The 20,748-nt window shown below is 68.2% G+C and carries 22 protein-coding genes and 1 tRNA gene; 13 read left to right on the top strand and 10 right to left on the bottom strand.

From position 1 onward, the window contains the following. The 4 genes from ON31_RS02495 to ON31_RS02480 all read left to right on the top strand — a co-directional run. A partial coding sequence (locus tag ON31_RS02495) for an AMP-binding enzyme (protein ID WP_039808866.1) occupies positions 1 to 220 on the top strand: 220 nt, incomplete at its 5' end. Between the two features lie 203 nt (positions 221 to 423). Then, on the top strand, positions 424 to 1,653 hold the full coding sequence (gene nhaA / locus ON31_RS02490) for a Na+/H+ antiporter NhaA (RefSeq protein ID WP_039808882.1): 1,230 nt from the start codon (positions 424 to 426) through the stop codon (positions 1,651 to 1,653). Between the two features lie 48 nt (positions 1,654 to 1,701). After that, positions 1,702 to 2,211: a phage holin family protein gene (locus ON31_RS02485; RefSeq protein ID WP_029932746.1), complete on the top strand. Its 510-nt coding sequence runs from the start codon at positions 1,702 to 1,704 to the stop codon at positions 2,209 to 2,211. A gap of 22 nt (positions 2,212 to 2,233) precedes the next feature. Then, positions 2,234 to 3,187, top strand: a complete 954-nt coding sequence (locus ON31_RS02480) for an alpha/beta fold hydrolase (protein ID WP_039808864.1) — start codon at positions 2,234 to 2,236, stop codon at positions 3,185 to 3,187. A 27-nt stretch (positions 3,188 to 3,214) separates the two neighbouring features. On the opposite strand, the gene ON31_RS02475 is transcribed toward ON31_RS02480, so the two are convergent. From ON31_RS02475 to nth, 4 genes are read right to left on the bottom strand one after another with little or no spacing between them, the layout of a single operon-like run. Then, positions 3,215 to 4,408, bottom strand: coding sequence for a MarP family serine protease (locus ON31_RS02475; protein WP_029932748.1), 1,194 nt, complete (start codon positions 4,406 to 4,408; stop codon positions 3,215 to 3,217). Further along, positions 4,405 to 5,145: an NUDIX hydrolase gene (locus ON31_RS02470; protein WP_039808862.1), complete on the bottom strand. Its 741-nt coding sequence runs from the start codon at positions 5,143 to 5,145 to the stop codon at positions 4,405 to 4,407. The genes ON31_RS02475 and ON31_RS02470 overlap by 4 nt, the downstream gene beginning before the upstream one ends. Then, positions 5,142 to 5,774, bottom strand: coding sequence for a TlpA family protein disulfide reductase (locus tag ON31_RS02465; RefSeq protein ID WP_039808880.1), 633 nt, complete (start codon positions 5,772 to 5,774; stop codon positions 5,142 to 5,144). The genes ON31_RS02470 and ON31_RS02465 overlap by 4 nt, the downstream gene beginning before the upstream one ends. A gap of 38 nt (positions 5,775 to 5,812) precedes the next feature. Further along, positions 5,813 to 6,493 (bottom strand): endonuclease III, encoded by a 681-nt coding sequence (gene nth / locus ON31_RS02460; protein ID WP_081592172.1) that lies wholly within the window; start codon positions 6,491 to 6,493, stop codon positions 5,813 to 5,815. A gap of 268 nt (positions 6,494 to 6,761) precedes the next feature. On the opposite strand from nth, the gene ON31_RS02455 reads away from it, so the two are divergent. Beyond that, positions 6,762 to 7,004 (top strand): hypothetical protein, encoded by a 243-nt coding sequence (locus ON31_RS02455; RefSeq protein WP_029932752.1) that lies wholly within the window; start codon positions 6,762 to 6,764, stop codon positions 7,002 to 7,004. Between the two features lie 316 nt (positions 7,005 to 7,320). Beyond that, the gene (locus ON31_RS02450) at positions 7,321 to 7,995 is read left to right on the top strand and encodes a Crp/Fnr family transcriptional regulator (protein WP_011206875.1); all 675 of its coding nucleotides are present in this window, start codon (positions 7,321 to 7,323) and stop codon (positions 7,993 to 7,995) included. Between the two features lie 140 nt (positions 7,996 to 8,135). Here ON31_RS02450 and ON31_RS02445 read toward each other — a convergent pair whose 3' ends face one another. From ON31_RS02445 to sp36, 3 genes are all read right to left on the bottom strand, one after another. Then, positions 8,136 to 8,945: an MBL fold metallo-hydrolase gene (locus ON31_RS02445; RefSeq protein ID WP_039808858.1), complete on the bottom strand. Its 810-nt coding sequence runs from the start codon at positions 8,943 to 8,945 to the stop codon at positions 8,136 to 8,138. 193 nt (positions 8,946 to 9,138) lie between these two features. After that, positions 9,139 to 9,618 carry a RidA family protein gene (locus tag ON31_RS02440; RefSeq protein ID WP_039808856.1) on the bottom strand — a complete coding sequence of 160 codons (480 nt, stop codon included), beginning with the start codon at positions 9,616 to 9,618 and terminating at the stop codon, positions 9,139 to 9,141. After that, positions 9,618 to 9,782, bottom strand: a complete 165-nt coding sequence (gene sp36 / locus ON31_RS36160) for a Sp36 family protein (protein WP_085996322.1) — start codon at positions 9,780 to 9,782, stop codon at positions 9,618 to 9,620. The genes ON31_RS02440 and sp36 overlap by 1 nt, the downstream gene beginning before the upstream one ends. 172 nt (positions 9,783 to 9,954) lie before the next feature. Here sp36 and bagA point away from each other — a divergent pair, with 172 nt between their 5' ends. Continuing rightward, the gene (gene bagA, locus ON31_RS02435) at positions 9,955 to 10,974 is read left to right on the top strand and encodes an ATPase BagA (protein WP_029932755.1); all 1,020 of its coding nucleotides are present in this window, start codon (positions 9,955 to 9,957) and stop codon (positions 10,972 to 10,974) included. A gap of 2 nt (positions 10,975 to 10,976) precedes the next feature. After that, a complete protein-coding gene (bagB, locus tag ON31_RS02430; RefSeq protein ID WP_039808854.1) occupies positions 10,977 to 12,146 on the top strand; it encodes an ATPase BagB in 1,170 nt (389 codons plus the stop codon). 156 nt (positions 12,147 to 12,302) lie between these two features. Here the strand turns inward: bagB and ON31_RS02425 are convergent, their stop codons facing one another. Next, a complete protein-coding gene (locus ON31_RS02425; RefSeq protein ID WP_029932757.1) occupies positions 12,303 to 12,626 on the bottom strand; it encodes a WhiB family transcriptional regulator in 324 nt (107 codons plus the stop codon). Between the two features lie 299 nt (positions 12,627 to 12,925). Between ON31_RS02425 and ON31_RS02420 the strand changes: the two genes are divergently transcribed. Then, positions 12,926 to 15,289, top strand: a complete 2,364-nt coding sequence (locus ON31_RS02420; protein WP_051036714.1) for a penicillin-binding protein — start codon at positions 12,926 to 12,928, stop codon at positions 15,287 to 15,289. 80 nt (positions 15,290 to 15,369) lie between these two features. Here the strand turns inward: ON31_RS02420 and ON31_RS02415 are convergent, their stop codons facing one another. Further along, the gene (locus ON31_RS02415) at positions 15,370 to 15,834 is read right to left on the bottom strand and encodes a GatB/YqeY domain-containing protein (protein ID WP_039808851.1); all 465 of its coding nucleotides are present in this window, start codon (positions 15,832 to 15,834) and stop codon (positions 15,370 to 15,372) included. 122 nt (positions 15,835 to 15,956) lie between these two features. On the opposite strand from ON31_RS02415, the gene ON31_RS02410 reads away from it, so the two are divergent. The 4 genes from ON31_RS02410 to ON31_RS02395 all read left to right on the top strand — a co-directional run bounded on the left by ON31_RS02410 (position 15,957) and on the right by ON31_RS02395 (position 19,403). Continuing rightward, complete coding sequence (locus ON31_RS02410) at positions 15,957 to 16,922, top strand: metallophosphoesterase (protein ID WP_039808849.1); 966 nt, start codon at positions 15,957 to 15,959, stop codon at positions 16,920 to 16,922. Positions 16,923 to 17,244: 322 nt separating this feature from the next. After that, on the top strand, positions 17,245 to 18,093 hold the full coding sequence (locus ON31_RS02405; RefSeq protein WP_039808847.1) for a DUF8017 domain-containing protein: 849 nt from the start codon (positions 17,245 to 17,247) through the stop codon (positions 18,091 to 18,093). A gap of 473 nt (positions 18,094 to 18,566) precedes the next feature. Further along, a complete protein-coding gene (locus ON31_RS02400) occupies positions 18,567 to 19,265 on the top strand; it encodes a DUF8017 domain-containing protein (protein WP_039808845.1) in 699 nt (232 codons plus the stop codon). A gap of 64 nt (positions 19,266 to 19,329) precedes the next feature. Continuing rightward, positions 19,330 to 19,403, top strand: a tRNA-Pro gene (locus tag ON31_RS02395). A gap of 243 nt (positions 19,404 to 19,646) precedes the next feature. On the opposite strand, the gene ON31_RS36440 is transcribed toward ON31_RS02395, so the two are convergent. Then, complete coding sequence (locus ON31_RS36440; RefSeq protein ID WP_147287025.1) at positions 19,647 to 20,489, bottom strand: hypothetical protein; 843 nt, start codon at positions 20,487 to 20,489, stop codon at positions 19,647 to 19,649. Positions 20,490 to 20,748: the final 259 nt, after the last annotated feature.

Below are 20,748 nucleotides of genomic sequence, written 5' to 3'. Positions count from 1 at the left end.
TGAGAGTCTCGTCGCCGAACTGAAGGCCGAGGTCTCCCGCGAGATCTCGCCCATCGCCAAACCCCGCGAGATCCACATCGTGCCCGAGCTGCCCAAGACCCGCTCCGGCAAGATCATGCGCCGGCTGCTGCGCGACGTCGCCGAGGGCCGCGAACTCGGCGACACCTCCACCCTGGTGGACCCGAACGTCTTCGAGGCCATCCGGGCCCGCCGGGCCTGATACCGCCCACGGCGCGCGAACGGCCCTGTGACCTGCACAGTCACAGGGCCGTTTCACTCCAAGTCGGAACATTTCCGGCAAACCATTAGAATCCCGTAAAGGTGTGCCGGGAAGTCTGGTCGGCATGCGGCATGTGGCCGATCACTCCCGGATGGGTTTCGCACGCCGCTGTTCTGTCGAACCGGCTGAAAGGTGCCCGAGTGATCACCCAGGTCCGCTCCGAGCTCTCCCGCTACCTACGGACCGAAACATTCGGTGGCGCACTGCTCCTCATCGCCGCCGCGGCCGCCCTGATCTGGGTCAACTCGCCGTGGGGCGACAGCTATACGGCCATGGTCGACACCCGGCTGGCGATTCCGCCGCTACATCTGGACCTCACCCTGGCCGACTGGACCAAGGACGGTCTGCTCGCCATCTTCTTCTTCGTCGCCGGACTCGAGCTCAAACGTGAGCTGGTGGTCGGCGAACTCGCCGACCGCAAGAGCGCTTCCCTGCCGATCATCGCGGCGTTCGGCGGCGTGCTGCTGCCCGCGCTCATCGCCGTCGCGGTCGGCTGGGGCGTGGAGGGCATGGACCGCGGCTGGGCCATTCCGGTGGCCACCGATATCGCCTTCGCACTGGGCGTGCTGGCGCTCACCGGTTCCCGGATTCCGGCCGCCGCGCGCGTCTTCCTGCTGAGTCTGGCGGTTGTCGACGATCTGATCGCCATCATCCTGATCGCCGTGCTGTTCACCACCACGGTGAAGATGCTGTGGCTGCTGGCGGCGATCCTGTGCTTCGCGATCTGGTGGACGGGTCAGAAGTACCGGGTGAGCACGCCGATCCTGTACGTGCCGGTGGCGCTGGTGGCCTGGTACGCGCTGCACGAGGCGGGCATCCACCCGACCCTGGCGGGCGTGGCGCTGGGCTTGTTGACCCGCGTGCGTCCGGATCCGGACGAGGACGAGCACTGCGTGCCCGCCGCCAACCTGGAGCACTTCTTCCAGCCCATCTCGGCGGGCTTCTGCGTGCCGGTGTTCGCACTGTTCGCCTCCGGCGTCACGCTGAACGCCGACGTGCTCTCGGAGATCTTCACCAACCGCCTCGGCCTGGCCATCGTGCTCGGGCTGCTGGTGGGCAAGACCGTGGGCATCTTCGGATTCGCCTGGGCCGCAATCCGGTTGGGACTGGCCAAGAAGCCCACCGATCTCGCCTATCGGGATATGTTCGCCCTGTCGGTCCTCGGTGCGATCGGCTTCACCGTTAGCCTCTTGGTGGCAGAACTCGCACTCGCGGATGTCGGCGACGGTTCCGCGGTGGAACTCGCGAAGGCGGCCGTGTTGCTCACGTCGTTGGCGGCTTCTCTGGTGGGTTCGGCGCTACTGTTGCGTCGTGGCCGCGTTCACCAGGCAGCGCGAGACGAGCGGGCACTGCAGGAACAAGAGAGTGACTGACCGGGCGGTACCGGGACGGGTCGACTGACACGGAGAAGGGTCGAGCAATTGAGCTTCACACAGGGCGGCAACGGTCAGGAAGGGCGTCACGCCCGTACCCTCACCTCGATTCCACTGTCCGAGGTCGATGCTCGCTCCGAAAGCATCGGCGGACTGGTTCGTGATGCCACCGAACAGATGTCGACGCTGGTGCGCGCCGAGGTGGAACTCGCCAAGGCCGAGGTCACCGGTGAGATCAAGAAGGGCCTGCAGGGCAGCGTCTACTTCATCGTGGCGCTGACCATCCTGCTGTTCAGCTCGTTCTTTTTCTTCTTCTTCCTGGCCGAGCTGCTGGATATGTGGATGTGGCGCTGGCTGGCTTTCCTCCTCGTCTTCCTGCTGATGGTGGTGGCCGTGGCGGCCTTCGGCGGGCTGGGCTATCTCAAGGTGCGCAAGCTGCGCGCCCCCGAGAAGACCATCGAATCGCTCAAGGAGGCGAAGACCGTGCTGCCCAGCGGTTTCGGCGCGCCCGGGGCGCACGAGGCCGCGCCGGCCTCGCTCGACAAGTTCCGGGCGTAGGTCTTCCATTACGCTTCCGGGAGTGTCGTCGAACTCGCTTCCGGATCCGTCCACCGTCCGCTACGAGGGCCCGTGGACCCATCGGGACGTGCATGCCAACGGCATTCGCTTCCATGTGGTCGAGGCGGAGCCCGGAGCCGGTGTGCCGCCGATAGATCCGGGCACGCCGCTGGTGGTGCTGCTGCACGGTTTCGGCGATTTCTGGTGGTCGTGGCGACACCAGCTCACCGGACTCGCCGCGCGCGGTTTCCGGGCCGTGGCGGTGGATCTGCGCGGCTACGGGGATTCCGACAAGCCGCCGCGCGGTTACGACGGCTGGACCCTGGCCGGTGATGTGGCGGGTCTGATCCGCGCACTCGGGCACACCGAGGCCACGCTCGTCGGACACGCCGAGGGTGGTCTGGTGTGCTGGGCGACCGCGGTGCTGCATCCGCGCGTGGTGCGGTCCATCGCCCTGATCAGCTCACCGCATCCGGCGGCGCTCAAGCACATGGTGCTGCGCGACGGGCGGCAGCGGCGGGCCTGGCTGCCCAATTTCCTGCGCTACCAGCTGCCGCGCTACGGGGAGCGGCTGCTCACCAAGGCCGATGGCGCGGAGCTGGAGCGGCTGCTGCGGCAGCGGGTGAGCGAACGCTGGTCGCACAGCGCCGAGTTCGCCGACACCGCCGCCCGGATGCGCGCCGCCATTCGCATCCCGGGCGCGTCGCATTGCGCCCTGGAGTACCAGCGCTGGGCCTTCCGCAGTCAGTGGCGGCCGGACGGCAAGCGCTTCATGGCGACCATGCGCGAACCGGTGCGCATCCCGGTACTCGCCCTGCACGGCGACGGCGACCGCTACATCCTCGCCGCCACCGTCCGCCGCGGCCACCACCTCTCCCCCGAACGCCGCCTGGTCGGCATCCCGGACGCGGGCCATTTCGCCCACCAGGAGAACCCCGAGGCGGTCACCGCGGAACTGGCCAAACTTCTGGCCTGAACCTCCTGGCCTGAACCGCCGCGCCGGTCAGCTCAGCACGCACTGCCCGGTCGCCACCGGCGCGGTGAAGGCGGACGCGTTGTCCAGCTCGCCGCGAACCTCGTTGAGCGTCAGCACATACCCGGTGTCCTCGTCGGTGACCGCCGCGCCGAACACGACTCCGAGCACCTGCCCCTCGGTGTCCACCAGCGGCCCACCGGAGTTGCCCGCGCGCACCAGCCCGCGCACGGTGTACACCTCGCGCTGCACGTTCCCGTCGCGGTAGATGTTCGGCCCCTTGAGGTCCAGGGTCTCCCGTACCCGGGCCGCGCTGGCCGAATAGGCCCCGCCGCCGGGGTAGCCGAGCACGATGGAGCTCTCCCCGGCCGCCGCCGCTTCCGGGGCCAGCGGAATGACCGGGGAAGCCAATCCGGGCACGTCGAGGATCGCGATGTCCTTCATCGGATCGAACAGCACCACGGTGGCCGACAGCGGCCCGCGCACGGTGTCCACGCTGACCTTGTTGGTGCCCGCCACCACATGCGCGTTGGTCATGACGCGCTCGGGCGCGACCACGAATCCGGAACCCTCCAGTGCGCGTTGGCAACTGGGTGCCTGCCCGCGGATGCGCAGCACGCTGAGCTGCAACTGCTGCGCCACCGGCAACTGCAGCACGCTCGCGTCGGGCGGCTCCACGGCCGCCACCGACACCTGGCCGAACGGGCCGATGACATCGGGCAGTCCGGAGGTGTTGAGCAGGCTGGAGAATTCGTTGGGCAGCTGCCGCAGCCAGTCCGGCGCCACCGAGTTCACCTCGGCCAGCACCCGCGAATTCTGCACGGCCGCGGCGATATTCGGCTGCGAGGAGCTGGTCAGCGGCAGGGCCAGCAGCCATGCGGTGGCCAGTACCGCGGCCGTCTGCAGGCCCGCGCCGACCACGCTGTCCACACTGCGGGTGAAGGGGTCGCGCATGCCGCTGCGCGCGGCGCGGCCCAGCACCATGCCCGCCACCTCGCCGATGATCACCAGCACGACGATGAGCACCACGCCCACCAGCACGCGGCTGCGGCCCTCGCTCAGGTGGATGAGGATGTGCGGCGCGATGAGGATGCCCGCCACGGCCCCCAGCACGACACCTAGGAAGGCGAGCGCCGAGGCGACCGCGCCCTGCCGCCACCCGGAGGAGGCGGCCAGTAGCGCGATGATCAGGACACCGAGGTCGAGCCAGGCCGAGGCGCTCATAACGTCATCCCTACCGCGGCCAACGAGGCCTGTAGATCACGCACATCGTGATGGTCCCATTCTTTCTCCCAGCCGGATACCGCGAGCAGCCCCGCGAGCACGCCCGCGGTGAATCCCCAGACCAGCATGCCGTCCACCGCGAAGGCCGGACCCATGTAGCCGAGCGGATGCCGGACCACGAACCGGTTGGCCGGATCGAGCAGTTCGGACAGCGGCACCCGGGCCACCCGGGTGGCCTCGGCCGCGCTGACCACCCCCACTTCCCCGGGGGTGCGCCAGTAGCCGACCACGGGGGTGACGTCGAAGCCCGACGGCGGCACGAAGATCTTGGGCAGGACGGACAGCGGCTGCACGCCGCCCGGGTCCAGGCCGGTCTCCTCCTCAGCCTCCCGCAGGGCGGTGAAGATCGGACCCTCGTCACCGGGGTCGACCGCGCCGCCGGGGAAGGCGACCTGCCCGCTGTGCTGGCGCAGGGTGGCGGCGCGCTGGGTGAGCAGCACATTCGCGTCCTCGGGCAGACCGCCGGGCGCGTTCGGGTCGGGGTCGGGCTGTCCGCCGAACAGCACCAGCACGGCGGCGTCGCGCGTCATGCCGGCGGCACCGGCGACCTTCCGCACGGCCTTGCGCATCACGGTGCGGCGCAGCACCGGATTGATGCCGGTGGGGTCGGCCGGATCGTGTTCGACCACCCCGCGCAGCCACTGCGGAACGCCGTCGGTGGAAATCTCGTATCTCATGCCTGCACTCCGAGCTGGGCGTCGACGGTCGCCGCGATGTCGTCGACGCTGGTGAAGGTGCGCCGGACGATATCGGCCACGGTGCCGTCGGCCCGCAGCAGCACCGACTGCGGGTAGTAGGGCCCGGTCCCGACCGCGACCCGCACCCGGGCGTCGGCGTCCGCCACGCCCGGCAGGTGGACGCCGAGATCGGTCAGTCGCACCAACGCCTTCACCGCATCGGGATCACTGTGCACGGTCAGCACCGTAACCGCACCGGCGGCTCGATCCGAAAACTGTTGTAGCAGAGGTAGTTCCTCGGCGCACGGGCCGCACCAGTAGGCCCACAGGTTGAGCAGTGCGGGTTTGCCCGCCAAGGCGGCGGCCAGATCGACGGGCTGCCCGTCTGCCAGGCAGGTCAGCGTGATGCCGCGCAGCGGGCCGTCGCCGACGGGCGCGCCGCCGGGCCGCGGGCACGCGGCCAGCGCGGCGGCGGCGCGATCCTGTTCGGATACGACCGGAACGGGGCGGGTCGCGCCGCCCTCGGCGGTGGTGTCGTCGCTCGCGTCGCGCGGCCACAGCGCCACCGTCAGCGCGACGGCCACCACGACGGCGAGCAGCCCCCACCGCAGCACCGGCCGGTGCGACAGTCCACGTGATCTCTGCTCGTCCCCCGACCGCTCGGGTCTCACAGCCCCACCAACTCGAGCAGATGCTCGGTCTCGGGTCCCTTGACCAGGGCGGCGGCGGTGGCGGGATCGGTGGGTCCGGTGCCGTAGGACGGGCAGTCCTTGGCGAGCAGGCAGGCCCCGCACGCGGGTTTGCGGGCGTGGCAGACGCGACGGCCGTGGAAGATCACCCGGTGCGAGAGCATGGTCCAGTGTTTGCGCTCGATGAGTGCGCCGACCGCGTGCTCGATCTTGACCGGGTCGTCCTCGGTGGTCCATTTCCAGCGCTGCACCAGGCGACCGAAGTGGGTGTCGACCGTGATACCGGGCACATCGAAGGCATTGCCGAGGATGACGTTCGCGGTCTTGCGCCCGATGCCGGGCAGCTGCACGAGCTTGTCGAGCGTATCGGGTAGCTCGCCGTCGTAGCGCTCCATGAGCGCCTGGCCGAGGCCGATGAGCGCGGACGCCTTGTTGCGGTAGAAACCGGTCGGCCGGATGTACTCCTCCAGCTCGGTGCGATCGGCTTCGGCATAGGCGCGCGCATCGGGATACTTCGCGAACAACACCGGGGTGGTCATGTTCACCCGCACATCGGTGCACTGCGCGGAAAGAATTGTGGCCACGGCCAATTCGAGTGGCGTGGTGAAATCGAGTTCGCAGTGCGCGTCGGGAAATGCGACGGTCAGATCGCGGTACATCCGGCGGGCGCGGCGCACCAGACCCGTACGGGTCTCATTGCGGCGCGGATTCGCTTTCACCGGTCGCTCGAACGCTTGCGGCGCGGTGGCGCTTTCACTCGCCGCCGCGGGCACGACGGCATCGGCGGACCGCGCTTTACCGCTTCGCGCGGCAGCGCTGGATTCGGAGACACGCACGCGTCCACCTTACGGAACCAGAACCGGCCGACAACCGGGCTGCGCACCTCCCGTGTTCCATCTGAGACCTTGGGCGTGTTTACTCACCCGTATGCAAGGACTCGCTGTGGTGCTCTTCCCGGTGGTGCTGATGCTGTTCGCACTGGGGATGGAACGAGTCGAGAACCGGCTCCGCAAGCTGCTCGAACCGGACGAAGAGGTGCGGCAGTACCTGGATAGGGCGACGAATGCCGAGGTCAGCGATCTGACCAAATTGGGACTTCCGGCCGCTGCGGCGCGCCCGCGGCCGCGGCGGACCCGCGGTGAAGCCATGGATGTGGCGCAGGCCAGCTGAGCGCCGCACAGCGGCCGCTCGAATGCGACGCGGCCGACCCGCAGGTTGCGAAAGTTACGCGTGTCGCAGAATTATGTTCTGCGTGTCGTGAGCACCGGACCCGTGTGTCGCAGGAAACGCACCGCGTGTCGCTGTAGTGGGCTTCTGTGTGTCGCGAGGGCCGACAGTGGGCGTCGTGAAAAGGGCCTCCGCGTGTCGGAGATTGAACGCGGCGCGTGGTGTCTATCACTACCCGGACATATTGCAAAGTAGACTGCACTGTCGGCCGAATCAGCTTCGGTCCAGGACAGAGCCATTTCCCATAAGGAGCACATTCGTGGACGAGGCCCTCGCCAGAGCAGGCATCTTCCAAGGCGTCGAGCCAACCGCCGTGGCGGCCCTCGCCAAACAGCTTCAGCCCGTGGACTTCCCGCGCGGCCATGTCATTTTCAACGAGGGTGAGCCCGGCGACCGCCTGTACATCATCACGTCCGGCAAGGTGAAGATCGGCCGCCGGTCCCCGGACGGTCGGGAGAACCTGCTGACCATCATGGGCCCGTCGGACATGTTCGGTGAGCTGTCGATCTTCGACCCGGGCCCGCGCACCTCGACGGCCACCACGGTCACCGAGGTGCGGGCGGTCACGATGGATCGCGACGCGTTGAAGTCGTGGATCGATCAGCGGCCGGAGATCGCCGAGCAGCTGTTGCGTGTGTTGGCGCGCCGTCTGCGCCGCACCAACAACAACCTCGCCGACCTCATCTTCACCGACGTGCCGGGTCGTGTCGCCAAGGCGCTGCTGCAGCTCGCACAGCGTTTCGGCACCCAGGAGGCGGGCGCCCTGCGCGTCACCCACGACCTCACCCAGGAGGAGATCGCCCAGCTGGTCGGCGCCTCCCGCGAAACCGTGAACAAGGCCCTGGCCGACTTCGCGCACCGGGGCTGGCTGCGCCTCGAGGGCAAGAGCGTGCTGATCTCCGACTCGGAGCGGCTGGCCCGCCGCGCGCGCTGACGCGGGCGAATCTCGGACTCGCACGGACCGGGTCGTCACCGCCGAGGTGGCGTCCCGGTCCTGCGTGTGTCCGCGCCCGGTGAGGTACCGGGTACCGGCGAGCGGCCGTCACCCGTGGTGACGGCGGAGCCTCGCCACTGTCAGCCGTGGCTGCGGATGTAGGCGAGTTGGGCTTTCACCGAGCTGTGCGCCGCGGGCCACAGCCGCTTGTCCACGTCCGCGTAGACGTGCGCGACGATCTGGAGCGGCTTGGCCTTGGGGCCGAGTTTCTCCAATGCGTCACGGACCTGTTGGAGACGTTCCTCGCGGTGCTTCAGGTAGTAGCCGATCACGGGTTCGGCGTCGAGATGGTCGGGTCCGTGGGCGGGCAGCAGCGTGCGGCCGGGGGCGATCTCGGCCAGGCGGCGCAGGGAGGCCAGGTAGTCGGCGAGGGCGTCGTCACGGGATTCCAACACCGTGGTGCCGCTGCCGAGCACGGTGTCGCCGGTCAGTACCGCGGCATCGGCGTCGTCGGGGCCGTCGAGCAGCAGGCTCACCGAGTCGGCGGTGTGCCCCGGGGTCGCCACGGCGGTCAGCCGGACGCCCGCCGCCTCGATGACCTCGCCGTCCAGCAGTTCGGTGCCGCCGCCGTGCAGGAAGCCCGAGTCCACCGCCCGCACGGGCGTGCCGGTGAGCCGGACCAGCCGATCGATGCCCCCGGTGTGGTCATGGTGGTGGTGGGTGATGAGGGTGAGCGCGATATCCCCGTCGGTGGCGCGCGCGATGGCCTCGGAGTGCGCCCGGTCCTTGGGACCAGGATCCACCACCACCCACCCCGACGCCTGCGGCGCCCGCAGCAGCCAGGTGTTGGTGCCCTCCAGCGTCATCTGGCCGGGATTGTCCGCCAGCAGCACCGCGGCGCTCGGCGTCACCTGTCGCACCCGCTCGTACGCGGGATGGTTGAGGGTCATATCCCCGTCCTTACCGGATCGAGCCGCCACACACCAGACCCGTCCGCCACACCCCCGCCCCTGCGCCGCGCCCCGAGGTTCGCGGCGCGTCTCGGTTCTGGACTGACGGAGCGGGGGAGCGAAGCGGAGGAGCGGAGGAGGGAAGAACCGAGACTTTCAGCGCCGCGAACCCGCCGGAGCGCAGCGGAGGCAATCAGGCAGAGCGCACCTCGGCGATGAGTTCGACCTCGACGGGGGTGTTCTTCGGCAGTTCGAAGACGCCGACCGCGGAGCGCGCGTGCACGCCCGCCTCACCGAAGACCTCGCCGAGCAGTTCCGACGCGCCGTTGACGACCACCGGCTGGTCGGTGAATCCCGGTGCGGAGGCGACGAATCCGACGACCTTCACGATCCGCACCACATTGTCGAGCCCGACCAGTCCGTGCACGGCGGCCAGTGCGTTGAGCGCGCAGTACTTGGCCGCCTCCTTGGCCTGCTCCAGGCTCACCTCGGCCCCGACCTTGCCGACGGCGGTGAGTTCACCGTCGCGGAAGGGCAGCTGCCCGGAGGTGTAGACGTGGATACCACTGCGGATGGCGGGGATGTACGCCGCGACGGGCGCCGCGACCGGGGGCAGGGTGAGCCCCAGCTTCTCCAGGTTCTCGGCCCAGTTGGTGGCCGCTGCGGCGCTCATCAGTTCTTGGGCCGCTTCAGGTAGGCCACGTGCTGCTCACCGGTCGGTCCGGGCAGCACGGTGACGAGTTCCCAACCGTCGGCGCCCCACTGGTCGAGGATCGCCTTGGTCGCATGCGTCAGCAGCGGCACGGTCGCGTATTCCCACGCGGTCACATCACTCATGGGGTGAGCGTAGAGCTCGGGTGCGGCGCAAGGCATCCCCGGCCCTCCCGACCGTGCCGGACGAATGGCGAATCGGCCGGTCGAAACGTGGTGTACCAGACAGTCCTGGTCATCCTCTGGGCAGGAATAAGGAACGAGTTATAGGCTCGCGGACGTGGGAGTACCGATCGCAGTGCCCGTTTCGGCGGAGCCAGGGGTCCAAACAGGATGGCCGCAGCGGGCCGAGAAGGCCCGCCTGCACTATGTCTCGGGGAAAGGGGGGACCGGGAAGTCGACGGTCGCGGCGGCACTGGCGCTCGCACTGGCGGCCGGTGGTCGTCGGGTGCTGCTGGTGGAGGTGGAGGGTCGGCAGTCCATCGCCCAACTCTTCGACGTACCACCGCTGCCGCCCACCGAGACCCGCATCGCCACCGCGGACGGCGGCGGCGAGGTGGTGGCGCTGGCCCTGGATGTCGAGCATGCGTTCCTGGAATACCTGGACATGTTCTACAACCTGGGTTTCGCCGGGCGCGCCATGCGCCGGGTGGGCGCCATCGAGTTCGTCACCACCATCGCGCCGGGGCTGCGGGACGTGATCCTCACCGGCAAGATCAAGGAATGCGCGGTGCGCGTCGACAAGTCGGGCAAACCGGCCTATGACGAGATCGTCATCGACGCCCCGCCGACCGGCCGCATCGCCAGCTTCCTGGACGTCACCCAGGCCATGGCGGAGATCGCCAAGGGCGGGCCGATCGCCGCGCAGGCCGAGGGCGTGTCCAAGCTGCTGCACTCCGAGCAGACCATGATCCATCTGGTCACGCTGCTGGAGGCGCTGCCGGTGCAGGAAACCGCCGACGCGGTCGCCGAATTGACCGCGAACGACCTGAATATCGGCACGGTGATCGTGAACCGGGCGAGCGAAGGCTACCTGCCGCGCGGCGCACGGGCCGAGGCCGCCCGGGGCGAGCTCGACGCCGAGGCGCTGAAGTCGGGTCTGGCCGAGGCCGGAATCACGCTGTCGGAGCAGGATTTCCAGGGCCTGGTCACCGAGGCCGTGGAGCATTCGGCGCGTTTGCAGGCACAGGACGAGAGCGCGTCGGAACTCGCCGCGGTGGATATCTCCCGGCTGTACCTGCCGTCGCTGGCCGACGGCATGGATCTGGGCGGGCTCTACGAGCTGGCCGAATATCTGAGCGCGCAGGGGGTTCGCTGACCATGATTCTTCCGGCAAGTACGGTCCCGCTGGAGCTTTCGAAGATCATCAACGATCCCGCCTCGCGCATCGTGGTGTGCTGCGGGTCCGGTGGCGTGGGCAAGACCACCACGGCCGCGGCCATCGCGTTGCGCGCCGCGGAGGAAGGCCGTCGCGTGGTGGTGTTGACCATCGACCCGGCGCGGCGGCTGGCGCAGTCGCTGGGCGTGTCGGACCTGGGCAACACCCCGCAGCGGGTGCAGCTGGGCCCCGACGCCAAGGGCGAGCTGTACGCCATGATGCTGAACATGCGCCGCACCTTCGACGAGATGGTGCTCGAGCACACCAGCCCGGAGAAGGCCGAGCAGGTCTTCGCCAACCCGATCTACCAGACGGTGGCCTCGTCCTTCGGCGGGACGCAGGAGTACATGGCCATGGAGAAGCTGGGCCAGCTCGCCGCCAAGCGCGAGTGGGACCTGATCGTGGTGGACACTCCGCCCTCACGCAATGCGCTGGATTTCCTGGACGCGCCCAAGCGGCTCGGGAACTTCCTCAACGGCCGCATGATTCGCGTGATCATGATGCCGGGTCGCGGCGTGGGCCGCCTGGTGACCGGGGCCATGAGCCTGGCGCTACGCGGTGTGTCCACCATCGTGGGCGGGCAGCTGCTCAAGGACGCCTCCCTGTTCCTACAGTCGCTGGAGTCCATGTTCGGCGGCTTCCAGGATCGCGCGGACCGCACCTACGCCATGCTGTCGCGGCCGGGCACCCACTTCGTGGTGGTCGCGACGGCCGAGCCGGACGCGCTGCGGGAGGCGTCGTTCTTCGTCGATCGGCTCTCCACGGACAAGATGCCGCTGGCCGGGCTGGTGCTCAATCGCACCCACCCGGTGCTGAGTTCACTGTCCGCGCAGGAGGCGCTGGTGGCCGCCGACCGGCTGGCCCCGGCCGACGGCACCGAGAACGCCGAGGCGACCGCGGCCACGCTGACCGCCGCCGTACTCCGCATCCACGCACACCGCGCCGAGACGGCTCGGCGGGAACAGCACCTGCTGCACCGGTTCACGGGCGCGCATCCGCGGGTGCCGATCGCCGCCGTGCCCGCCCTGCCGTTCGAGGTCGCCGATCTGGAGGCGCTGCGGGCGGTGGGCGCACAGCTCGCCGAGCCCGCGGCACCCGCCCGATCGGCGTGAATGTGACAGTCGAATCAAGCTGCACCGCAGTAGCAATCGGACATAAGTGACCCTCTTCCGATTGGTACGGTCTGTTCGAAACGACCGATTTTGCCCCAGAAACGGACCGAGCCCGCTATACGCGGGCTCGGTCCGTTCTGCTAATCGGTATACGGGTTACATCGCTACCTTCTGCTGACGCTGGACACGGAAGAAGTCCGCCCAGGATGTCACCTCCGGGTGCTGCTTCAACAGCGCCCGGCGCTGCCGCTCGGTCATGCCGCCCCACACTCCGAACTCGACGCGATTGTCGAGGGCGTCAGCGCCGCACTCCATCAACACCGGGCAATGCCGGCAGATGGTGGCCGCCTTGCGCTGCGCCGCGCCACGCACGAACAGCTGGTCGGGATCCACTTCCTTGCATCGGGCCTGGGAAACCCAGGCGATTCTCGCTTCGGCCTGCTCCACGTCCAATCGAGCGATCGGGGTAGTCATGTGCATTTGGTGTGCCCCTTTGCAGTCCGAACACCGGGTCACGGCGCTCCAGAATCGCGTACGACGCGCAGCTACCCAACCCCGCTGCGTTCCGCACCACATTCCACTTTGAGTGTTAGCTCTATCACACTGGGTTCTCAATCTAGATAGTGGTGCGCGCCCTGCGCAAGACCGTGCCGAGATTTTCTGGTACGTCCGTCCATGCAATCGAGACATGGAACCGGGCAGTCGGCCTCATTTGTGACAAACCGACGCCGACGACACGCGCACACCGAGTGCCCGCGAGGCCAATTAGGCTAGGACTCGTGCCGATATCACGAACGCTCGCGAGACTCGCCGGCAGCTGCGTACTGGCCGCCGTGCTGCTCGCCGGGCTGCTCTTCCCGCTCGCCGGTGGATTCGGATACATCTCCAACCGCGCCGCGGACGCCGTCGACAATGTCTCCGCCGAACTGGTGGAGGGCACTGTCCCCGCGGTGTCCACCATGGTCGACGCGAACGGCACCCCGTTCGCCTGGCTGTACGAGCAGCGCCGGTTCGAGGTGCCCAGCGAGAAGATCTCCAACGACATGAAGCTGGCGATCGTGTCCATCGAGGACCGCCGCTTCGCCGACCACCACGGCGTGGACTGGCAGGGCACCTTCCGCGCCTTCCTCACCAACACCTCCAGCGGTGAAGTGCAGCAGGGCGCCTCCACGCTCGACCAGCAGTACGTGAAGAACTACCTGCTGCTGGTGGTGGCCAAGACCGACGCCGAGCGCCGCGCCGCCATCGAGACCACCCCGGCCCGCAAGATCCGCGAGATCCGGATGGCGCTCACCCTGGACAAGCAGCTCACCAAGGACGAGATCCTCACCCGGTATCTGAACCTGGTGCCCTTCGGCAATTCCTCCTACGGCATCCAGGACGCCGCGCAGACCTACTTCGGCATCGACGCCAAGGATCTGAACGTGGTGCAGTCGGCCATGCTCGCGGGCATGGTGCAGTCCAGCTCCAAGCTCAACCCCTACACCAATCCGCAGGGCGTGCTGGAGCGGCGCAACACCGTGCTGGACACCATGATCCAGAACATCCCCAGCCGCGCCGACGAATTCCGCAAGGCCAAGGCCGAACCGCTGGGCGTGCTGCCGGAGCCCAAGGGGCTGCCGCGCGGCTGCATCGCGGCCTACGACCGCGGCTTCTTCTGCGACTACGCCCTCCAGTACCTGGCCAACGCGGGCATCAGCCGCGACCAGATCGACAAGGGCGGCTACCTGATCCGCACCACCCTCGACCCGGTCGTCCAGGACGCGGTGAAGGCGTCGGTGACGCAGAACGCCGACCCGAACCTGGACGATATCGCCCAGGTCATGAATATCGTCGCGCCCGGCCAGGATTCGCATCCGGTGCTGGCCATGGCGTCGAGCCGCACCTACGGACTCGACGCGGCGGCGAATCAGACGGTGCAGCCGCAGCCGTACTCGATGGTCGGTGACGGCGCGGGCTCGGTGTTCAAGCTGTTCACCACCGCCGCCGCCATGGAGAAGGGCCTCGGCATCAGCGCCCAGCTGGATGTGCCGTCCACCTTCCAGGCCCGGGGCATGGGTAACTCCAACACCCCCGGCTGCCCGGCCGAGACCTACTGCGTGAAGAACGCCGGTTCCTACAAGTCGCCCATGTCGGTGACCGAGGCGCTGGCGACCTCGCCCAACACCACCTTCGTCAAGCTGATCCGGGACGTGGGCGTCGAGCCGACGGTGGATATGGCGGTGCGGCTGGGCATGCGCTCCTACACCCAGCCCGGCACCTCCGGCTTCGGCAACCAGAGCCTGGCCGACATGGTGAAGAACCAGAACCTGGGCTCGTTCACGCTGGGGCCGGTCGCCATCAATCCGCTCGAGCTGTCGAATGTGGCGGCGACGCTGGCCTCCGGCGGCAAATGGTGCCCGCCCACCCCGATCCGCGAGGTGCTCGACCGCAACGGCAAACCGGTGCCGCTGACGCAGCAGGCGTGTGAGCAGGTGGTGGAGCCGGGTCTGGCGCACACCCTCGCCAATGCCATGGGCAAGGACGACATCAGCGGTACGGCGGCGGGCGCGGCCCGCTCGGTGGGCTGGAACGGGCCGCTGTCGGCGAAGACCGGTACCACCGAATCGCACCGCTCCTCGGCGTTCCTGGCGTTCACCAACTCGTTCGCGGGTGCGGCCTACATCTACGGCGACACCCCGACGCCCGGCGAGATCTGCTCGTTCCCGCTGCGCAACTGCTACAGCGGCGACCTGTTCGGCGGTAACGAACCGGCCCGCACCTGGATGGGCGCGATGAAGAACGTGCTCGACCGCTTCCCGCCGCTGGCGTTCCCGCCACTGGACGACAAGTACGTGCGCGGTTCCAACAATGCCCAGATCCCCGATGTCGTCGGCATGAGCCAGGGCGAGGCCACCTCGACCCTGATCGGCGCGGGCTTCCAGGTGTCGGTCGCCTCCGCCCCCGGGCCGACCAAGGGCACCGTGCTCAGCATCTCGCCGGACGGATCGGCGATTCCGGGCTCGGTGGTCACCATCTACGTGAGCGACGGCAGTGAGCGCCCGGCCCCGGTGCAGACGCCGGTACCACCACCGGGCGTGCCGAGCCTGCCCGGTCTCCCGCAGTTGCCACCGATCCCATTACCGATACCCATCCCGCGCTAGCGGGACACCGACGAGAATCGCCCGGGTGCACAGTGCACCCGGGCGATTTCGCTGTTCCCGGCGGGAAGTGACGCCCTCGGCTAGAGCCGAGCCTTGACCGCCGCCGAGATGCGCGAGCCGTCGGCGCGGCCCGCGGCGAGGGCGGTCGCGATCTTCATGACCTGGCCCATCTGCTTCATGCCGGGGCGCTCCCCGTTCTGCTCGGCCACCTGGGCGATGGCGGTGTCGGCGATATTCGCGACCTCCGCGTCGGTGAGCGGCGTGGGGAGGTACTCCTCGATGATCGACTCCTCCGCGCGCTCGTTGGCGGCGAGCTCCCCGCGACCGTTCTGCTCGTAGACGACGGCGGCCTCGTTGCGCTTCTTGGCTTCCTTGGACAGCACCGTGATCACCTCGGCATCGGAGAGCTCCCGAGCCTCGGTACCCGCGACCTCCGCGTTCTGCACGGCCGACAGCAGCATGCGCAGCGTGTTGAGCCGCAGCGCGTCCTTGGCCTTCATCGCGGCCGTGAGGTCCGTACGCAGCTTCGCCTTGAGTTCCGACATGCGCCCACGCTACCGCTCGCGGCCCCCGCACCCGCCACTCTTTTTCCCGGTGTCGACGCCCCGGAGTGGTCCACGCCTCATACAAGTCGATGTTTCCCCCGCAGGTCGCCTATTCTGGGCGAATGCCCGTTATCTCGACCTCCGCCCTGCGAAACGCCGCTCTGGGAGCCGCCGGGGCCGCGGTCGCCGGAATCGGTTACGCCTCGCTCATCGAACGGAACGCATTCGTGCTGCGGGAGGCGACGCTACCGGTGCTCGAACCGGGTAAGCCCTCGCTACGCGTGCTACACATCAGCGATCTGCACATGACGCCCGGCCAGCAGTTGAAGCAGGCGTGGGTGCGGGAGCTGGATCGGCTGGAACCGGATCTGGTGGTGAACACCGGCGACAATCTGGCGCATCCGAAGGCGGTGCCGTCCGTCGTGCAGTCGTTGGGCGGACTGCTGGCGCGTCCCGGCATCTTCATCTTCGGCAGCAACGACTACTTCGCGCCGGTGCCGAAGAATCCGCTGAAGTACTTCGAGAAGGACCACAAGCGGGTCTTCGGCGACCCGCTGCCATGGCAGGATCTGCGCGCCGCCTTCAGTGAGCGGGGCTGGCTGGACCTGACGCACGTGCGCCGCGATATCGAGGTCGCCGGGGTGAAGATCTCGACCGCGGGCGTCGACGACCCGCACCTGAAGCGGGATCGCTACGACACCGTGGCGGGCGCACCGAACCCCCTGGCGGACTTGAGCATCGGCCTCACCCACTCCCCCGAGCCGCGGGTGCTGGACCGGTTCGCCGACGACGGCTACGACCTGGTCATGGCCGGGCATACGCACGGCGGCCAGCTGTGCCTGCCGTTCTACGGCGCACTGGTCACCAACTGCGGCATCGACCGCTCCCGGGTCAAGGGCGCGTCGCGCTGGGGCGAGCACACCCGCCTGCACGTGTCGGCGGGCCTGGGCACCTCGCCGTGGGCCCCGTACCGGTTCTGCTGCCGCCCCGAGGCCACCCTCCTCACGCTGGTGGGCGCTCCGCCGAAGAAGCAGGCCGCCGATAGCGGGCGCGGGATCACCGCGTCTTCGGCCACTGCTGCGCGATAGGCGTCGGCCGCGATATACAACGCGGTGATACGACAGGCAGGGGACGACCATGAGTGGCGACGACCGCAATCAGCCGGAGCCGCAGTGGTGGCAGGGCGCGCAGGATCCGCCGCAGGGAAGTCGTGGTCCGTACCCGACCGGACCGCAGGCTGGCCTCGGCCCATATCCGACCGGACCGCAGGGCCATCCCGGTCCTCGCCCGACCGGACCGCCGGGGGTCGCCCCGCACCGGCCGAGTGAGCAGCCCTGGCCCGGTTCTGCTCAGTCCTGGCCCGGCTCTGCTCCGGCCGGGCCGCCGACCGCCGCGTACCAGGCGAGTCCAATGGATCAGACCGTGCACGCCGGATACGGCGGGGCCGGATACGGCGGGCAGCCACCGTACGGTGGCGCACCCGGGTACAGGCCCCCGGGCGGTGGCCAGCCGCCGAACGGCAAGCGCGGCAAGGGTTTGCTCTTCGCGGGCATCGGGGTGCTGGCGTTGGTGGTCGTCGGCGCGGTCACGGCGGTCGCGCTGGTGAACCGGGATTCGGCCGATTCCGCCTCGCCGGGCAGCACACCGTCCATGGTGAGCGCGCTGACCACGGAGAACTCCGCTCCGTCCACGAGCACCGCTCCCCGGACCACGGCGGCCCGCCCCACCGCGCCCGCCGCGGTGATCCCCGGGTACCAGGTGGTCGTGCTTCCGGAGAACGGCGCGGCCTACGATGTGCCCGCCGATTGGGAGATCGACCGGAGCACCGTCGAAATCGGCTACGGCGCTGACGCTTTGCCGGTGGCGGGGGTGGCGCAGGAGGGCGCGGGCTACTGCCCCGACTACGTGCGCACCAATATGTTCCTGACCCAATCCGACGAATCGGATCCGGTGCGGGCGATCTCCGACGTCACCGCCCGCGTGATCGGATTCGCGTACACCACCTCCACGGACTCCACGCCGGGCCCCGCCGAATCGTTCCGGACCTCCGACGGCAAGCTGGAGGGTGTCTTCGTGGAAACCACCGGCAACGCTCCCGCGCCGAGCCCGGGCTGCGCGTCCACCTACGCCATCTACACCTTCGGATTCCCCGGCGACAGTGGCGCTTTCGTGCTGACCATCATCGCGGACACGGGTGTGGACAAGGCCGTGACCACAGATTTCGCCAAGCAACTCCTGGCCACTCTCCGCCCCATCTAGGCGGATCGACGGCCGCAAGAAACAGGGGGTCGACCATGACCAGTGGCTCCAACGACCGCGATGACGATGGGACACAGCGGAATCCGGAATGGTGGGAGGGCGCTCCCGAACCCGGTTCGCGGTGGCAGTCGCAGCCGCGCCACCCGGAGCAGCCCGGCGACCCGACGACGCAGGCTGGGTACGGGGCACCGGGCGGGTACGGGGGCTATCCGCCGTACGCGCCCGGACCCGCACCGCGGCAATCCGGGCCGGTGCCGAATCCCACTGCGCCACAATCACATCCTTCCGGACCTGCTTCGCCTCCACCCGGACCTGTTCCGCATCTCTCCGGACCTTTTTCGAACCCGTCCGGAACTGTTCCGAATCCGTTCGGAACGATGGCGAATCCGTCGGCGCCGAACCCGTACCGGTCCGGCCCCGCGCCATTCCCTCCGAACCAGTACGGTCCACCATCCGGCGGCGGCCGAAAGGGCTTGCTGTTCGCGGGTATCGGCATCGTGGTGCTGGCGCTGGTCGCCACGGTGGCCGTCATCCTGGTGAACCGCGACTCCGAGGAACCGGTCGCGGGTCCGACCACCACCTCCGCGGCCAAGCCGACCACCACGACCAGAACCACCCAGCCGACGACGGGACCGACCACTCCGTCGCCCGTCATCCCCGGCTATCAGGTGATCTCCCCCACCGATATCGGCGCGGCCTGGGATGTCCCGCAGGACTGGGTGCTCGACGAGTCGATCAAGGAGTTCGCCAGCACCGACGAGACCGTCCCCGTCTCCGGCCTCACCACCGAGGGCGTCAACTACTGCACCGATTTCGTGCGCACCAACATGTTCCTGAGCGCCACCACCAACCCCGACGCCACCGCCTCGGCCCGCGAGATCGGCGAGAAGATCGCCCGCATCGGCTGGACCACCGGCTCCGCCGTCACCTCCACCCCCGGTGAACCCCTCACCAACACCGACGGTTCCCTCCAGGGCGTCTTCATGGAAACCACCGGTACCTTCACCGCCCCCGACCCCCGCTGCGCCGACACCTTCTCCGTCTACACCTTCGCCGTCTCCGGCGGCACCACCAACTCCATAGTCCTCACCATCGCCGCCGACACCGGCGTAGACCGCTCCATAGACCCCGCCTTCGCCCGCCGCCTCCTCACCACCCTCCGCCTCATTTGATCCCCTGACCAGCCGATTTAACGTCCACCCCCACCGTGCGCTAAGCTACTCCCCGTTCGCTTCACGGGGTGTGGCGCAGCTTGGTAGCGCGCTTCGTTCGGGACGAAGAGGTCGCAGGTTCAAATCCTGTCACCCCGACTCGTGTGGTTGAGACACGAAATGGCCCCTGAGCATTGCGTATGCTCAGGGGCCGACTCCTATCCACCAGACCTGTGAAAGACCCGTGCCAGATTCGTGCCTGATTGCTGGGCATCACACCAGGTTCGATCGACGCGTATCCCATCCCTCGCCTCTCGTTCCCGCCGCCAACGGTCGGCCGATCTCATACCGCAGAGGGCGGAGTCCGGTCCTCGTGCAATGCTCACGAGCATTGAGAGCCACTCATTTGACAATCTGCTCCAGATGCGAGCCTGCGCGCTGGTCGTACGTGCGCAGGACATCGGTCAGAAGGTGAAGCGCTTCAAGCGCCACCAACTGGACAGCTCCGAGATTCGCACTTAACCGGAGGTGCATCACATCCGGATCCGAGGTTGGGTGCGTTTCGCGGTCTGAGACACCGAGGATGGCCCATTGGCGGCCGTGGGCGAAGCCCGAGCAGAGTTGCCAGGCCCACAAGACTGATCCAGCGGTTACAGCATTGTCTTGGGAGTACTTCACGGCTTCGGAGCTCGTGTGGCCATCACGGATGGCCTTTACCGCCGCCATGCCCGGCTGCTTGGGGATGGCCGCTACCGGTACACCAGGCCGCTTTCGACCGACTGCCTCGATCTTGAGCAGGTAGGGCTCAGCCTCGCAGTTCGGAAGGCCCCGGCCCTGTGGACCGTTCGCGCGTTCGTTATCTTTCACGTTCTGCGCATGCCATCGGAGCGCACGCGTGATCCGCTCGTCCCGCTCCTTGGGGTGCAAGATCCAGTAGGCGATTGAAAGGTTCTCTAGGGCTCCACGCGCGAGGCTGAACGGTGCCATCGTATGCACTACACCTGCGTCAACAACTTGACGCTTCAGCGCATGCAGGTGATCCACTCCGGCATGGATGCAGCAGCGAACAGCATGTGACACCTGATATGGCTGGCTGGCACTATCGTCCCCCGCGAGTGAAGAACCCGCTTCGACTGGAAACTCGTTCTTCGTGTCCAGTCGTTGCATCACACGCTCGATTAGCGGCCCGATTTCGCGCCATTTTGCTGCGATCTGGTCGTCGGTGATCTGTGTGGGATCCGTCACGAAGGGATTCTATGAACTGAACACTCCACGGTTGCCGTGGTCGCCCCCGGCGCGCCGACGCCATTCCGCAAAGCCGTTGCCAGGGCAGAACGCAGCCTCGATCCGACCGGACACGGTTCTCGTGGTCTGAGCAGACCCCCGGCGCGGTTGCGATTGCCGGGGGTCTCCATAGCCATTGTGTGCCAACAGCTGAATGAAGTGCAGAAGGTCAGCGTCTCCGCTGATCAAGGTCCGAACATGCGGTTACCTCCCTCCCAGG

The organism is Nocardia otitidiscaviarum NBRC 14405, from assembly GCF_000308635.1.
Classification (GTDB): Bacteria; Actinomycetota; Actinomycetes; order Mycobacteriales; family Mycobacteriaceae; genus Nocardia; species Nocardia otitidiscaviarum.
Note: the sequence above shows the minus strand (reverse complement) of the source record. Positions and strands in the feature narration are given on the sequence as shown.